Annotated in this window: 14 protein-coding genes and 3 pseudogenes; 10 read left to right on the top strand and 7 right to left on the bottom strand. The window is 36.3% G+C overall.

What is annotated here, in order from left to right; translation table 11 throughout:
- Positions 1-299 precede the first annotated feature (299 nt).
- Together DMC01_RS07340 and DMC01_RS16610 are read left to right on the top strand one after the other, a co-directional pair.
- On the top strand, positions 300-1067 hold the full coding sequence (locus DMC01_RS07340; RefSeq protein ID WP_427846103.1) for a TIGR02757 family protein: 768 nt from the start codon (positions 300-302) through the stop codon (positions 1065-1067).
- A gap of 361 nt (positions 1068-1428) precedes the next feature.
- A pseudogene (locus DMC01_RS16610) lies at positions 1429-2012 on the top strand (transposase); the annotation flags it as partial.
- Between the two features lie 339 nt (positions 2013-2351).
- On the opposite strand, the gene DMC01_RS07330 reads toward DMC01_RS16610, so the two are convergent.
- On the bottom strand, positions 2352-2984 hold the full coding sequence (locus DMC01_RS07330; protein WP_142693604.1) for an NAD(P)-dependent oxidoreductase: 633 nt from the start codon (positions 2982-2984) through the stop codon (positions 2352-2354).
- On the opposite strand from DMC01_RS07330, the gene DMC01_RS07325 reads away from it, so the two are divergent.
- A complete protein-coding gene (locus tag DMC01_RS07325) occupies positions 2935-3297 on the top strand; it encodes a hypothetical protein (protein WP_142693603.1) in 363 nt (120 codons plus the stop codon). The two genes, DMC01_RS07330 and DMC01_RS07325, sit on opposite strands and share 50 nt — an antisense overlap.
- A gap of 110 nt (positions 3298-3407) precedes the next feature.
- Here DMC01_RS07325 and DMC01_RS07320 read toward each other — a convergent pair whose 3' ends face one another.
- Positions 3408-3755: a cupin domain-containing protein gene (locus DMC01_RS07320; protein ID WP_142693602.1), complete on the bottom strand. Its 348-nt coding sequence runs from the start codon at positions 3753-3755 to the stop codon at positions 3408-3410.
- Positions 3756-3975: 220 nt separating this feature from the next.
- Between DMC01_RS07320 and hisG the strand changes: the two genes are divergently transcribed.
- Entirely contained in the window at positions 3976-4866 is an 891-nt protein-coding gene (hisG, locus tag DMC01_RS07315; protein ID WP_142693601.1) for an ATP phosphoribosyltransferase, read from the top strand.
- Positions 4867-4990: 124 nt separating this feature from the next.
- On the opposite strand, the pseudogene DMC01_RS16180 reads toward hisG, so the two are convergent.
- From DMC01_RS16180 to DMC01_RS07295, 4 genes and pseudogenes are all read right to left on the bottom strand, one after another.
- Positions 4991-5625, bottom strand: a pseudogene (locus DMC01_RS16180) (IS1595 family transposase).
- A 547-nt stretch (positions 5626-6172) separates the two neighbouring features.
- The gene (gene rho / locus DMC01_RS07305; protein WP_142693600.1) at positions 6173-7462 is read right to left on the bottom strand and encodes a transcription termination factor Rho; all 1290 of its coding nucleotides are present in this window, start codon (positions 7460-7462) and stop codon (positions 6173-6175) included.
- Between the two features lie 287 nt (positions 7463-7749).
- On the bottom strand, positions 7750-8928 hold the full coding sequence (gene nspC / locus DMC01_RS07300) for a carboxynorspermidine decarboxylase (RefSeq protein WP_427846104.1): 1179 nt from the start codon (positions 8926-8928) through the stop codon (positions 7750-7752).
- A complete protein-coding gene (locus DMC01_RS07295; RefSeq protein WP_142693598.1) occupies positions 8928-9764 on the bottom strand; it encodes a prephenate dehydrogenase in 837 nt (278 codons plus the stop codon). The genes nspC and DMC01_RS07295 overlap by 1 nt, the downstream gene beginning before the upstream one ends.
- A gap of 86 nt (positions 9765-9850) precedes the next feature.
- On the opposite strand from DMC01_RS07295, the gene bamA reads away from it, so the two are divergent.
- The 6 genes from bamA (at position 9851) to DMC01_RS07265 (ending at position 15702) form a co-directional block, all read left to right on the top strand.
- Positions 9851-12076 (top strand): outer membrane protein assembly factor BamA, encoded by a 2226-nt coding sequence (gene bamA, locus DMC01_RS07290; RefSeq protein WP_142693597.1) that lies wholly within the window; start codon positions 9851-9853, stop codon positions 12074-12076.
- Positions 12077-12149: 73 nt separating this feature from the next.
- Complete coding sequence (accD, locus tag DMC01_RS07285) at positions 12150-12992, top strand: acetyl-CoA carboxylase, carboxyltransferase subunit beta (protein WP_142693596.1); 843 nt, start codon at positions 12150-12152, stop codon at positions 12990-12992.
- A gap of 1 nt (position 12993) precedes the next feature.
- Positions 12994-13449, top strand: a complete 456-nt coding sequence (locus DMC01_RS07280) for a 23S rRNA (pseudouridine(1915)-N(3))-methyltransferase RlmH (RefSeq protein WP_142693595.1) — start codon at positions 12994-12996, stop codon at positions 13447-13449.
- Positions 13450-13451: 2 nt separating this feature from the next.
- Complete coding sequence (gene dksA, locus DMC01_RS07275; RefSeq protein ID WP_142693594.1) at positions 13452-13805, top strand: RNA polymerase-binding protein DksA; 354 nt, start codon at positions 13452-13454, stop codon at positions 13803-13805.
- Positions 13802-14788, top strand: a complete 987-nt coding sequence (locus DMC01_RS07270) for a hypothetical protein (protein ID WP_142693593.1) — start codon at positions 13802-13804, stop codon at positions 14786-14788. Before dksA ends, DMC01_RS07270 begins: the two co-directional genes overlap by 4 nt.
- Positions 14785-15702: a tRNA dihydrouridine synthase gene (locus DMC01_RS07265; RefSeq protein WP_142693592.1), complete on the top strand. Its 918-nt coding sequence runs from the start codon at positions 14785-14787 to the stop codon at positions 15700-15702. The genes DMC01_RS07270 and DMC01_RS07265 overlap by 4 nt, the downstream gene beginning before the upstream one ends.
- Positions 15703-15844: 142 nt before the next feature.
- Here the strand turns inward: DMC01_RS07265 and DMC01_RS15100 are convergent.
- A pseudogene (locus tag DMC01_RS15100) lies at positions 15845-16070 on the bottom strand (IS1595 family transposase); the annotation flags it as partial.

Here is a 16070-nt window from a genome sequence, read left to right as displayed (position 1 = left end):
TTAAAAGTTTTTTAAAAAGGGTTTTGAATTTTTAAAAAACTTATATTAAAATTAGCCGACAGCTTTTAATTTTAAGGCTATTTTTTAAAAAGTATTGATCTTAGACAAAATACCATATTTGTCATTGCAAGCGTGTGCCAATAATTCACGAAGCTATATGGAAATGCCTTGAATTTAATGGATTCTTCGCCCATAAGCTTAGAGTGAAAAATCAACACTTTTTTGCAAATTAGCCAAATTTAAATCTTTGCACCTTGCAATCTTCAAAGCCTTGCAAGAATTTTAAGTATTGGATAAAAATGAAAAAAAATCTTAAAAAGATCCTAGATAAACTTGTTAGCGAAAAAAACACTCACGAAGGACTTTTTAAAGAACCTGATCCCTTGCAAATAGCTAAAATTCACGCTAATAGTGAGGATGCAGAGTTTATTTGCTTACTTTGTGCCTTGTTTGCTTATGGCAATGCTAAAAACATAGTGAATTTTTTAAAAAAGCTAGATTTTTCCCTTTTAAAAGAGGATGAAAAGCTTATTAAAACAAGCCTTAAAGGGCTAAAATACCGCTTTCAAAGCACAAAAGATCTTATTGAAATTTTCATCACCTTGCGCCGTTTAAGACAAGAAGAAAGCTTAGAAGCTCTTTTTTTTAAACACTATGAAAAAAATCAATCCATCCTAGCTAGTATCAAAGCCTTTATTGATAAGGTTCAAGCTGTGAATTCTTACAGGAGTTTTGGCTATGATTTTTTCTTTGGCAAGCCCTTTGACAAACAGCCTAGCTCTCCTCTAAAAAGATATAATATGCTTTTGCGCTGGCTTGTTAGAAAGGATGAGCTTGATCTTGGGCTTTTTAGCCGTATAGATAAGGCTCATTTATTAATGCCCCTTGATACTCACACCCACAAGGTTTCTTTGAATTTGGGGCTTATGAGTAGGAAGGTTTATGATTTTAAGGCTGTTTTAGAGCTAACAAGCACTTTACAAAGCTTTGATCCAAAGGATCCTATAAAATATGACTTTGCCCTTTACCGCCTTGGACAAAGCAAGGAGTATTTAAGGCTTTCATAAGCTAGCAAATATCTGCTTGAATTTGCCAAAAAGCCAGAATCTGCTGAGATAGTATAGGCATTTAAGTAGCCAAAGATAAAGTTATAGGCTCAATTAAACTTAAACCACATTGAAAGATTTTTAAGTTAACGCCTATGAAAAATAAAAGTCCGTTTCCGAATTTCGCAGATATAATTTAGGAAAATTTTGCGTTATTTTTTACTTAGCCTTTTAGGCCCCTAACTTTTGGGGAATTGATTTAGAGGCGAAAAATCGCCAAACTTTGCAAAATAACTCGCGCTTGTGTGAAGGCAATTTTGCGTGAAATTCGCATTTTAACCCTTAAAGAGTGCGAGAAGTCAGCAAAACGAAGTTTCTTTATAAGATGAACGGTGAGCTTGAATAGAGTGAGAGTTATTTTTTACAAGGCTTTACTCGTAACTGCGTAGCACAAGGTGCAAAAAGAGTGCGTGGTAAGCGTGGACGTGGGGCTGGTCGCAAAACATCTGTGTTTTACTTTGTTAAGCCTCTTGTCCCTTTGCGAGAAAGGATATTTAAGCGAAATCGCACGAGTTTATACACTCAAACATTGCTCTGCAAAAGAATTGCTACCGATTATAAAGGACTTTTCAGAGCTTAACGAATGCGAGATTTACAGCGACAGCCTCAAAGCTTATGATGGCTTGGTGGATTTTTGCTTCGTTTTATCTTGCAATTTTAAGGAGCAAAGTTATGGGGGTAAAACACTCTAAAAACGAGTTTGCAAAGGGATGAAATCATATCAACAAAATTGTGGATTTTTTGCTTTGTTTTGTCTTACAACTGCAAACAGAAAGGGCTTTGCAAGGTTTAGTTTAGCTAAATTTAAAGGCTAAAAAAGAAAATTTTATCCTTCATTTAAAAGAAATTAAGACAAAAAATTTAAGGCAATATTCTAATCAAAATTTGCTTAAATTGATAAGATAAAATTCTGTTAGAGTATCTTTATCTTTTAAGAAAAAGACAAAAAATTCACATTGTGAATTTTATTTATAAAAAATAAGCCTTTTTAAAAAAGTTGATAGTAAAAGAGAACTGAATGGCATTGAGTATAAGCATTTTACACTTATAGATTTTGTTGAGGTGGCTGTTAGGGCTAGTTTGTAATGCAATTTGTGATAAAAAAGGCCTTTTTATAAAAAAGCAATCTTTTTAAAAAGGCTAAACACAAAAGAATTCTATGAAAGAAAAGGGCTTTTTTATAAAAAGAGATTTTTCAAAGGCAGTTTAAATCTGCCTTTTGAATTTAAACAAAGTTTAAAATGCCTACAAGCCGATCACTCCTACTCTTTGCTTGTTTATCTTGGCATCCTCAGCAAGATCAAGCATAGCAGCAGCGTAATCTGCATAGCTTACCCTACTTTGCCCCTTTGAGTTTGTCTCAAAGATCTCGCCTATAATCTTGTATTTATTTGTCTTTGGAGCATCAAAGACAAATTCAGCCGCAGGGCTTACATAGACCCAATTTAGTGTTTTTTGCTGCCTTAAAAAGTTTAAAACCTCACCTTGAGCACTTGCTGCTGGTTTATAAGCAGCTGGAAAATCAGGCGCATCCATAAGCCTTGTCTTCATAGCCTTATCCACATACAAGCTACCAGCACCGCCTACTACCAAAAGCTTGGCTGTGTTTGATCTTAGAATTTGCTCTAAGTGCTGAATATGCTTTATGAAAAGATCAAAATCCTTCCACACCCCAAAGGCATCAATGATGGCATCATAGCCTTGTAAATCCTTTGCCTCAAGCTTAAATATGTCCTTGGCAATCACAGTTAAACCCTTAAATTCACTCATCTTCTTGGCATCTCTAACAAAGGCTGTAACTGTGTGTCCTCTACTTAAGGCCTCAGAGGTGATTAATTTTCCTGACTTCCCACTAGCTGCTAGCACTGCTATCTTCAATTTTTCTCCTTTTTTTGTGCTTTTAGCCTGTAAAAGGCTTGGAACACCCAAGCCAACCGCTGTTAAAGTCAATAATGATGACTTTAAGAATGCTCGTCTTTTCATTAGTTTATCCTTTCTTTTTGAATTTTGCTCATTTAACGGCTCGTCTTGCGGACACTTTCGCGGGAGTTTGCGAAAATCACACGGCGGCAGGTTTCATTACCTAGCCTTGTGCGATTTTCGCGGCACAACCCACGAAATCGCCTCGAACTTGCCTTATCAAATGGCGTTCAAAACGCACTTTGTGCGTAAAAATTCACACTTTGCATGAATTTTTACTTTGATTTTAACGAATTTATGAATTTTAGCTTAAATTTGTGTAAAAATTCAAAGCACAAAAACACTTAAAATTCACAAAGCTTGCCATTTTAACACAAACAATCACCCCATAATGCCATCATCTGCATTCCACTGTGTGAGGCTATTTTCCTTCGCTTGAATGCATAAAAAGCGAAGCTTACTCTTTGCCCTTATCTTACGCATAACGCTTGGAGAAACCCTCACAGCCTCATTTGCCTTGATGGCAAGTATTTGCCCATCAAGTTCAAACTCACCCTCGCCCTCTAAGAAGACATAAAGCTCCTCATTTTGCTTGTGAGCGTGATAAAATGGCACTTCCTTGCCAGCTGCAAGTATGTTTTGCGATACCTCACAGCCTGTAAGTCCTAGTTTTTCTTTAAGTTCTATCCTTGGTGCTAAACCAAGATCAATTTGGCTAAATTTTGACATCTTTTCCTCCTTAAACTGTCAAATTTAATTAAAGCTTAAGCTCAACTCTTTTTGTTTTGATTTAAGCTTAAAAATTTATCATACTTACAATAATATAAAGTAAGTATTTAAAATATCCTAAGCTTGAGAGGCTTTTAAATTTTAGCTTTTTTAAGCATTTTGTGCTAAAATTGCTTTTTTAAAAATATTTTAAAAGCCAAAATTCACAAAAGGGACAAAGATGCAAAGACTTCGCATAGCAGTGCAAAAATCAGGCCGTTTAAGCAAGGAATGTATAGATTTATTAAAGGCTTGTGGTATAAAGATGCATATACACGAACACAATCTAATCGCCTTTGCAACGAATTTTCCTATTGATTTATTAAGGGTTAGAGATGATGATATACCTGGACTTGTTTTTGATGGGGTGGTGGATCTAGGCATAATAGGAGAAAATGTCCTTGAAGAAAATGCCTTGCAAAGACAAGAACTAGGACAAAGGGCTGAATTTCGCTTACTTAAAAAGCTTGACTTTGGAGGATGTCGTTTGAGTTTGGCTATGGATGCGGATTTTAACTACAAAGGACTTAATGATTTCAAGGGGCTTCGCATAGCCACCTCTTATCCTCAGCTTTTAAAAAAATTTATGAGCGAAAATAGCATTGAGTATAAGCATTTTACGCTTACAGGTTCTGTTGAGGTGGCTGTTAGGGCTGGTTTGGCTGATGCAATTTGTGATTTGGTTTCAAGTGGTGCCACCTTGCAAGCAAATGGGCTTAAAGAGGTAGAAACAATTTATAGATCAAAGGCTTGTTTGATACAAAAAAAAGCTAAGTTGTCAAAGGAATTACAAGAACTTACCGCAAGGCTACTTTTACGCATAGAAGGGCTTATGCAAGCAAGAGAGAGCAAATATATAATGCTACACGCTCCTAAAAATAGGCTTGAAAAGATAAAATCCTTGCTTCCTGGTATGGAAAAGCCTACGATCCTGTCTTTGGCAAATGATGAGGACAATGTAGCCTTGCATATGGTAAGCAAGGAAACTCTTTTTTGGGAGACTATGGAGAGGCTGAAAAAAGAAGGGGCAAGTTCTATTTTGGTGCTGCCCATTGAGAAGATGTTAAAATAGAACCTTATACAGATCATAGAGGACGGATTACAGAATACGGACTTTGTGGCAAAAGAAATTCACGCAAAATTAAATATATATTTAAGGCTCAAGACAACTTAAGCAGATTTTGTATTATCAACTTTCATAAATTTTGATAAATATTTTGTCTCAAAATTTTCGCATTAATTTTGTTTCTTTCAAATGAAGTATAAAATTTCTGATTCCTTTAAACTTGCTTAATCTATGCAAAGCCTCAGAAATTATCAATGTCATTTATATGATTTGTGCCTTTTGCAAACTCATTTTCTCTGTGTCTCACTCTATAACTTTGCTCCTTTTACTACGCAGTTGCAAGCCTAGCGTTGTAAAAAATCAACTAAACCATCATAAATAGCCAAGCACTAAAATTTCGTCTTGCTTATATCGCTTAAATCCCACAGAAAAGAGCTTCTTAGCCAAGCAAGCTTTTACAAGCTAAGTATAAACTTGCCCATTTCGTTTTAGTAAACCTTTTACTACGCAGTTGCAAGACGAAACGAAGTAAAAAATAACTCTTAGCTATTTCAATCTCTCCTTTTTGAAATTTTTTCACATTATTTGGAGATTAAAATTCTAATATTTTTGATTATTTTATTGATGCTTTGGCAAGAATTGTTGCTTAATTTTGCAAGTTTTGTGGCTTTAATATCAAGGCAAACATAACTATACAATTTCTTTAAATTTAGCCTCTGAAATTTTGAAACAATTGATATACTTGTTTTTCATCGCTGTAATCATAACTTAAAGCTTTTTTATTTGAGCTTAAGTTGTCTTGAGCCTATTTAAATATCCTTCTTCTGTTATCTATCTTCTGTGTTCTGTAATCTGAACGAACCAGCCTAGCTTGTGAATTTTAATCGGCCAAATTCAAAATCCTACAAAAATACTTAAATTCACAAAGATCCCCAACCCATTAAGTTGCAAGCTAAGGGTTGTAGGACCCGTCCGCAAGGAAGGAGTTTTTATTACACACTTCGTGCGTGAATTCAACAAATTCGCTCAAAATCACAGCGAAAATTCACGCTTGCGTGAATTTTCAGTAAATTTAAAATCAAGGTGCAGTATTTCGAGCGAGAAATTGATTTTAACGGACGAAAGCTAGACTAAAAGCGAACGCGGTCTGCCGAGTTCGCTAAAATCAATTTATCGCCAAAAGACAAACCAAGCCAAATTCAAAAAGCCTACAAAAAGGGCTAAAATTCACAAAAAAAGCCTAAAATTCACACCAAAATCAGCCCAACACCTTTTTAAGCTCCTTTAAAAGCTAACTTTATCAGCAAAATCCCTAGCCCTCATTCATTATAGACAAAAACTCTATGTTATTTTTCGTTTTAAGCATCTTTGAGAAAAGAAATTTCAAAGCCTCGGCATCATCCATTTGAGAAATTACCGAACGCATAGCCCAAATTTTAGGCAAGCTTTCAGCCCCTTGCAAGAGCTCTTCTTTGCGTGTGCCTGATTTTACTATATTTACAGCTGGATAAATTCTACGGTCTGATATGCTTCTATCAAGCACTATTTCGCTATTTCCCGTGCCTTTAAATTCCTCAAAAATCACATCATCCATACGCGAGCCTGTGTCTATGAGAGCGGTTGCGACTATGGTGAGCGAGCCTCCATTTTCTATGTTTCTAGCTGCTCCAAAAAAGCGTTTTGGCTTATGCAAGGCATTTGCATCAACGCCACCGCTTAAAACCTTGCCAGAACTTGGCGTAGCGGTGTTATAAGCCCTTGCAAGCCTTGTAATGCTATCAAGCAAAATGATGACATCGCTTCCCATTTCTACCATTCTTTTTGCCTTTTCTATGACTAGCTCTGCCACGCGCACGTGGTTGTAGGCAGGTAAATCAAAGGTAGAGCTAAACACTTCGCCTTTCACGCATCTTTGCATATCCGTTACTTCTTCTGGGCGTTCATCTACAAGCAAGACAATTAGGTGCATTTCTGGGTGATTTCTCGCAATGGCTGTGGCTAATTCTTTCATAAGCTCGGTTTTGCCTGTGCGAGGGGGTGCGACAATAAGTCCTCTTTGCCCCTTTCCTATGGGCGTAAAAAGGTCTAAAACCCTGCCTGTTAGCTTGTTTGGCTCGTATTCAAGCTTAATCTTTTCTGTGGGAAAGATGGGGGTTAGGTTGTCAAAAAGCGCCCTTTCTTTTGCCTCTTGCAAGGGGACATAGTTAATCGCCTCGATTTTCAAAAGTGCGTAATACTTCTCTTGATCCTTTGGCTCACGCACCTGCCCTGTAACAATGTCGCCCACACGTAGGGCAAATTTGCGAATTTGAGAGTTTGACACATAGGCATCATTTGCACTGTCGCTTAAATTTGCATCCATAGCCCTTAAAAAGCCATATCCCTCAGCTGTGATTTCTAAAATACCCGTGAAAAGTATGAAGCCACCGGCCTTGGTCTGAGTGCGCAGTATCTCAAAGATAAGCTCTTGGCGGCGAAATTCGCGTGGATTTTCTATGCCAAGCTCGTTTGCGATTTTGATTAGATTGTCTAAATCTAAGACCTTTAAATCTTCCATTTGATACCCCTCAACAGGAATATGCGTTCTTTGTTTTTTCTCCATAAAACCTCTTTTTTGTGGAATTTTTTTGATTGTAAAGTGTGACTGTGAATTATTTATCTTTTTTTTAAAGCCATTGATATATGCAGACAAAACTTTAAAAACAAAGCAAGTGTGGTTGAAAGCTAGAATTTTCTTGTAAGCTTCTTAACAAGATTTAAATTTTTAAAGAGTGGATTTCTAGCGTAGTGAAAAATCAACATTTTTATAAAAGAGATAAATTATTTTGAAATTATAATATGAAATTCTTAAAAAAGAACTAAAATTTAACAAATTTTTAAGATTTAAGCCTAGTTTCTTCGTCTATATTCCTCATAATCAAAGTCCCTTACCATTTCAAGCTCGCCATCAGCCCTTAAAAAAAGCAAATTTGGCAAGATTACCCCATTGAAGGTGGTGTTTTTTACTATGCTATAATGTGCTTGATCTAAAAAAACTACCTTATCTTTGCACTTTAAAGGCTTTTTAAAGGCATATGCTCCCATTATATCGCCAGCCAAACAGGTATTGCCACCCAAAAGATAAGCAAATTCGTCTTTTTGTAAGGCTGAAATCTTTTCACCATCCCTTGTAGCAAGGATTCTAGCATTTGCCACCTCACTAGTATATGGCATTATAATGGTATCAGGCATATGCGCCTCGCTTGAAGTATCTAAAATAGCGATGTTTTTTTCATTTTTTACCAAATCAATCACGCTAGCCACGAGCGTGCCAACCTCCCAGCCCACTGCTTCTCCGGGCTCTAAAAGCACCTGCACCCCATATTTATCCGCAAAGTCCTTACACAAGGCGATTAAAAGCTCTGTGTCATAGCCCTTTTTTGTTATGTGATGCCCTCCTCCAAAATTCACCCACTTCATCTTTGGCAAAAACTTGCCAAATTTCGCCTCAAACTCGCTCAAAACTAGTTTTAAGCTGTCTGCACTTTCCTCACAAAGTGCGTGAAAATGAAGTCCGCTCACTCCCTCTAACTCGCCTTTTTCAAAGGCTTTTTTTAAATCACTTGCCAAAATTCCAAGCCTTGAAAAGCGTCCGCAAGGATTGTAAAGCTCTTTTGGGGCTAGTGAAAATTCAACATTGCAGCGAAGCCCTATTTGACAATTTTTTTGCAAGGCTTTGTCCTTGAAACGCCCTAGTTGAGAGAGTGAGTTGAAAATTATATGATTTGAAAGCGTGGAAATTTCGTCAAATTCATCCTCCTTAAAAGCTGGGCTAAAGGTGTGAATTTCTTTATCCATAAATTCTTTTGCGAATTTCGCCTCCCAAAGCCCACTGCAAGTAGCTCCGTCCAAATACTCGCCTACTATTTTCAAAGCACGAGAAAAGGCAAAGCCCTTTAAGGCGAGTAGCACCTTTGCCCCACTTTTTTGGGCTATATGTGCTAGAATTTCGCAGTTTCTCCTTAAAGCCTCTTCTTCTATGACATAGGCTGGGGTTTTAATCTTAGATAAATGAGCTAGAACTTGCATCATAAAAACTCCCTTAGTTTATTTGCCGCACTCATCCAAGCTTTAAGTGCCTTTTCATCATCATCAGCTATCATTTTTTTGCAAAATTCAAGCTCTTTTTGAAAATGCTCTATGCTTGAGATTAAATTTGCCTTGTTTTGCTCGAAAATACTTTGCCACATTATAGGACTTGATCTTGCAATGCGGCTCATACCCTTAAAAGAACCCCCAGCCAAATGCACTATATTTTTCTTATCCTCTTCTTTCATCACAAAATTTGCCAAGGCAAAGCTAATGGCGTGAGGAAGGTGCGAGATGATGGCTGCGTGATGATCGTGTGCCTTGCTATCCATAAAGACGATTTTCATTCCAAGATGAGAAAAAATTTCAACCGCTCTTTTTTGATGTAAATCATCAGCCTCCTCGCTATCACACAAAACACACACAGCATTGCTATAAAGCTCCTTAAAAGCAGCCGCCGCACCGCTATTTTCAGTGCCACACATAGGATGGGCGTAGATTATGTGAGGTTTTAGTTTTTTGGGAGTGGCTTTTATGATCCTTGTTTTTGTGCTTCCAAGCTCTATTATGGTGGTGTTTTGAGGCAGATCTGCTAGTTTTTTAACAAGAGAAACTATGGCATCAACAGGGGTGGCAAGAACTACTATATCACACTTTGTAAGTGTTTCAAGACTAAATTTATCCATTAGCTCGTGGATCAAGCCTAGCTTTAAGGCTAAATTTGCATTTTTTTTATCTATATCATAACCAAAAACGCAAGAGATAAATTTGTTTTCTTTCAAGCAAAGCCCTAAGCTGCCGCCCATTAAGCCAAGTCCTAAAATGGCTACCTTCATACTATATATCCTAAAAATATAAAACTTGTTATTAAATTTTGTAAGCTATTATACAAGTTTATTTTTGAATTTTAGGTAAAAAATGTATGAAAAAATGCCTTATATTTGTTTTTATATGTAGTTTTTCCTTTGCTATAAAGATAACAGAGATAGAATTCATAGGACTTAGCCAGCTTTCAGATCAAAGTGCTCTTAATATCACCACCCTTGAAATAGGAGAGGAGCTTAGCGAAAAAAGAATAAACGAAGCCATTTTGAATTTATACAAGCAAAATTATTTTAGCGACATAGTTGTAGAACAAGAAGGTGGCAAAATAATCTTTAAGCTAAGTCAAAAGCAAAGCATAGCTCGCATTGAGATCACAGGGGTTGCTTCAAATGATAAAAAGCAGGTTGAAAGCATTTTAAACATAAAAAAAGGCTATCTTTACGATGAGGGTTCTGTTAAGGAAGCAGCCGAGAGGATAAGGATGTTTTACGATGCGAAGGGGTATTTTGATACCATAGTTGATGTAAGCACTGAGCCTTTGAGTAATTCTAGGGGCTTACAGCTAAATTTCACCATAAATAGAGGGGAAAACATCATCATAAAAAATGTGCTTTTAAGTGGAAGCAAAAGACTAAGATATGGCAAGGTAGAACCTGTCCTAGCTAACAAAGAAAGAGAATTTATGGGCTGGATGTGGGGGAGAAATGACGGAGCTTTGAAGATCTTTGAGCTTACAAATGACAGTGCTAGGATAGCTGATGAGTATATGAAGAGGGGGTATTTAGATGTTAAGGTATCTCCTGCTTATCTTAAAACAGATATGAAGGCATACACAGCAGATCTTAGCTATTTTATAAAAGAGGGTGGAAGGTATAAGATTACAGATCTAAGCATAGAAAATCCTGTTTTTGATGAAAAAACTAATGCAAAGAAGGCAAAAAAGCTTAAAACAAAAGTGGGCAAGATAGCAAACATAGAAAAAATAAGATCAGACATAGAAAGCATACAAACAGACACAGCAAATTTAGGCTATGCCTTTGCACAAGTTTATCCTGACATTCAAAAAAACGAATACGAGCTCACAGCTAGCATAGTTTTTAGGGTGCAGCCTAATGAAAAGGTTTATATAAGAAATGTTGTTATAACAGGAAATTCACGCACAGCAGATAGGGTAGTTCGTAGAGAGCTTTTTGTAACAGAGGGAAATTTATATCACAAAAGTGATCTTCAAGAATCAGAAAATGCCCTAAAAAGAACCTCATATTTTGACGAGGCAAACATAAAAGAAGAAAGGATAAATGAAACTCAAATAGATCTAAGAGTGGAGGTAAAAGAAGCTAGCACAGGCAGTATCTCAGGAGGGATTGGCTATGGCTCAACAGACGGACTCTTGCTTAATGCCTCTTTATCTGATACAAATATCTTTGGCACAGGCATTAGAAGCATTGTCAACATAGATAGAAGCGATACCTATCTTTCAGGTAGGATAGGGCTTACAAATCCTAGAATAAGAGATTCTTTATACAGTCTTGGAGCCACTGTTTATGCAAATGAATACTTTTGGGATACTTATAGCGAAAGAAATAGAGGCTTTGATCTTACCTTGGGACGATCTTTTTGGAGGTATTTTAGCACAGGTTTAACCTATAATCTAGAAAAAAGCAATATCTACTCTCTAACTCAAACACTTATTTTATCAGGCTATGAGCTTGGAGTAAGCACGAAAAGCTCTGTAACTCCCTTTATAAGCTTTAACAACACGGATGATTATTATTTGCCAAGAAGTGGGATCATAGCCTCAACAAGCTTAGAATATGCAGGACTTGGAGGGGATCAAAAATTCCTAGCATCTAGCTCAAATTTTAATTTTTATCAAGGATTAAGTGAATTTATAGGACTTGATCTGATTTATCGCTACAAGGCTAGATTTTATAAGATCTTTGATCGAGGCAAACTTCCCATAAATCAAAGAATTTACCTAGGAGGCATAAGCTCATTAAGGGGCTTTGCAAATAGAACTGTAAGCCCTAAGAATGCTTATGGCTTTGAAGAAGGAGGCACCATCGCCTTTTCAAATTCAGTTGAGCTAAGCTTTCCCATTATAGATAGAATCAAGCTAAGAGGAGCCTTATTCTTTGACTTTGGAGCCATAGGCAGAAAAGAACTGGGAAAGGGCAAAAGCAAGCAAAGATATAGCACAGGAGTAAATATAGAATGGATCACCCCCATAGGACCCTTGCAGCTCATCTTTGCAAGACCTCTTAATGCTAAGCCAAGGGATGATGTAAATCGCTTTGAATTTAGTATGGGAACTAGGTTTTGATGAAAAATTTGCGCAATTAAGCAAGATTAAATTTAAGCTTTGTTAAAATGTGAGATTTTTAAAGGCAAAAATGATGAATTTTTCAGATATTTTTTCAAGCGTTAGAAGAAAGCAAGCAAAGCCTCACGAGGCTCCTAATCACTGGATTAAATGCAGTAATTGTAGTGCTTTGATGTATTATAAAGAAATACAAATGCATTTTAATGTCTGTCCTAAGTGTGGCTTTCATATGCGAATTACCCCCTTTGAGAGATTAGAACTGCTTGTTGATGAGAATAGTTTTGTTGAATTTGATGCCAACCTAACAGCAATTGATCCCCTTAAATTCGTAGATAGCAAGTCTTATAAAAAAAGGCTTGAAGAAAGTGAGGCTAAGACGGGACGAAGATCTGCTGTTCTTAGTGGGGAGTGTTTGATAGAAAAAAGAAAGGTTCAGCTTGTCATTTTTGATTTCTCCTTTATGGGAGGATCCTTGGGCTCTGTGGAGGGAGAAAAGGTAGTTAGGGCTGCAAAAAGAGCCATTGAGGCCAGAAATCCTCTTGTAATAATCTCAGCCTCAGGAGGTGCAAGAATGCAAGAAAGCACCTTTTCTTTAATGCAAATGAGCAAAACAAGTGCAGCCTTAAAGCTCTTAGCTGAGGAAAAACTGCCCTTCATTAGCATTTTAAGCGATCCTACTATGGGCGGGGTTTCTGCTAGCTTTGCCTTTTTAGGAGATCTTATCATAGCTGAGCCCGGAGCGCTTGTGGGCTTTGCAGGTGCAAGGGTGATTAAGCAGACCATAGGAGCTGATTTGCCAGAGGGCTTTCAAAGGGCTGAGTTTTTGCTTGAGCACGGACTAATTGATGCCATAGTGCCAAGAAGTGAGCATAAAAAATTCCTAAGCCATTTTCTAGGGCTTTTTATGAAGGATTAAAATGAAGCTTTTTGTGTATAGCATTCAAAAAAACTCCCCTGAATTTAAGCCCCTAAACGAAAAATTCACAAAACTACTCTTAAATTTCACTAATTTTTATGATCTTTGCCTTTTTAACAAACAAATAAATTTAGCCCAAAAGCAGGGAAAAAAGGCAGCTCAAAAAGCTTACAGCGAAGCTTTAAAGCCTTATAAAAAAGGCTTTTGTGTAATTTTAGATGAGGGTGGAAAAGAATTCACAAGCTCTGAATTTGCCACGCTTTTAAAGGATAAAAACGAGCTTTGTTTTTTCATAGGAGGTGCTTATGGCTTTGAGAAGAGCTTTTTGAGTGAATTTGATTTGGTGCTTTCACTAAGTAGGCTAAGTTTGGCTCATCATTTGGCTAAAATTTTACTCTTAGAGCAGCTTTACAGAGGCTTTTGCATACTAAATAATCATCCCTATCACAAGGACTAAGAATGGACAAAAGATCATTGAATAATTTTCAAACTATCTTAGAACAAAGAAAGGATCTCATCATAAAACAGCTTGATGATGATCTTAAAGAGCTTGAAGGACTTCATAATAGTGAGCCTAATGATAGCATTGATTTTTCTTTAATCAACACAAGCTCTCAAATAGAAAACACCATAGATGATAATCTCAAACAAGAGCTTAAAGACATAGACCGTTCTTTAAGCAAGATCAAGCAAAAAAATTATGGAATTTGTGAGCTTTGTGCTGATGACATAGCCTTAAATAGACTTAAAATCAAGCCTCACGCAAGATACTGTGTGAGTTGCCGTGAAATCATAGAAAAGGAGAAAAAATGAAGATTAAGCTTTATATACTTGCTAGCATAATTTATATGGTATTGCTAGGTGCTCTTGTTTTTCATTTAAATTCAGATAATTACACAGTGGAGTTTGGCTCTTATATCATTAACTTACCTATTGTGATCTGGGTTTTAATCCCTGTATTTTTGCTATTTATTGCCTCTTTTGTGCATATGAGTTTTTATTCGCTTTTGCGTTTTATCAAGTATAAGCATTTTTTTGACGATGCAAGTAAATTTGAAGCCTTTGTTAAGGATTTACTCTTAGAAAAAACCCCAAAATTAAATTTTAAAACAAAGGAGTTTAAAAATGCTGCCGAGCTTACTCAAAGCCTTAAAATGCAAAGAAAGCTTAACGGCTTTGATAGCTTTAATGAGGGCATTGATCTGCTTAATGAGCTTAAAGAGGGCAAGGGTTTAAGCCTTAAAAAATTCAAGCTTGATGAGGATAATCCCATCTTTGTAGCAAATGAAAAAAATCTTATCAAAAACGATCTAAACTATGCCTACTCAAAGATCAGACACAAAAAAGAAGCCCATGATGAAATTGACGAGCTAGCCTTTGAGGAGGTGCTTAAAAAGGGCAATGAGGAGCAAATTAAAACCCTAAGATTTCCAAAAAGTGCTGCTCAAAGCTTAGAGCTTATACAAAGATTTGAAAATGACTCCTTAAAGCTTAGCCCTAGTGAGTATGAGCATATAATTAGCTCAACAAGCTTTGATGAAAAAGCCTATCTACAAATTGCAAAACTAAGCGTTAAAAAGCTTGATCCAGACGCACTCATAGCCATTTTTAGAAGGCTTAAAAGCACACATTTAGAAGCACTAAGAGGCTATCTTTTTATCTTGGCTGAACTTGCCTTGTTTGATGAATTAAGGCTTGAATTAAGCAATACCCAAAAGGGCTTTGATGATTTTAAAATAGTGCTAATGGCTAGAGAAAATAATATAAAAATAGATCTATACAAGATCATACAGTGATAGATTTTTCACAAAAGCCCTTGGTATTAGCTCCTATGGCAGGTTTTAGCGATCTGCCCTTTCGGGATGTGGTTAAAAAATTTGGAGCTGATCTTACCATAAGCGAGATGATAAGCTCAAATGCCTTGGTCTTTGAAAGTAAAAAAACCCTCAAAATGCTTCAAAAAAATGAAAGCGAAGCTCCTTACATAGTTCAGATCGCAGGAAGCAACGAAGAAATAATTAAAAAGGCTGTTTTAATCCTAAATGAGTTTGACTTTATAGACGGCATAGATCTTAACTGTGGCTGTCCTGTTTCAAAGGTGATCAAACAAAATGCAGGATCAGCCTTGCTTAATGATCTAGATCTGCTTAAAAGACTTGTTGACACCATAAAAAAACATAGCAAAAAAAGAACAGTTAGCGTTAAATTCAGGCTAGGCTTTAAGGATAAGTATCCAAAGCTCATAGCAAGGGCTTGCGAGGAGGCTGGGGCTGACTTTGTTAGCATACACGCAAGAACTGCCAAGCAGCTTTACAGCGGCAAGGCTGATTATGAGGCTATCTTAGAAGCAAAAGAGGCTGTTAAGATCCCTATCATAGCAAATGGGGACATAAACAAAGATAATTTCAAAGAGGTTCAAAAAAGCACAAAGGCAGATGCCTTTATGATAGGCAGGGCAAGTGTGGGTAAGCCTTGGATCTTTTATGAGCTAAAACACGAAAAAAGCATAAGCAAAGAACTAAAAAAAGAACTTATACTTTATCATTTTGAGGCTATGTTAAAACACTATGGCAAGGAAGCTGTGAAACTTTTTCGCAAACACCTACACGAATACTCCAAAACACTTGCAAATGCCGCACTGTTTAGAGCAACTATCAATCAAATAGAGGCTGAAAACATAATGATAAAAAATATAGAGGATTTTTTCTAAATACTTAAATTTCATAGCTTAGTTCATTCATAAAAAAGCTAAGTTAAATTTAGTAAGCTTTTAGCTTGGCCATTTTAATAAATTTTTAGCTCAAGATACTTTAATAGTATTTTGGCTTATCAACTTTAATAAAATTTTAGGCTCAATTAAACTTAAGCGAATTATTTCTTATCATTTTTAATAAGATTTTATACAAATCTTGACCTTGAATTTTAGCATTATATCTAAATTCTGTTTCCTTTAGATGAAGCATAAAATTCTCTTTTTTAATTCCTTTAAATTTAGCTAAGCTATGTTTAGTAAAACCTCAGAAATTCACAATTGCATTTATGTGATTCTTAGCTAAGCTAAACTCATTTTCCCTGTGT

This window comes from Campylobacter troglodytis (genome assembly GCF_006864425.1).
Classification (GTDB): domain Bacteria; phylum Campylobacterota; class Campylobacteria; order Campylobacterales; family Campylobacteraceae; genus Campylobacter_D; species Campylobacter_D troglodytis.
This window is presented reverse-complemented; position numbering and strand designations above follow the sequence as displayed.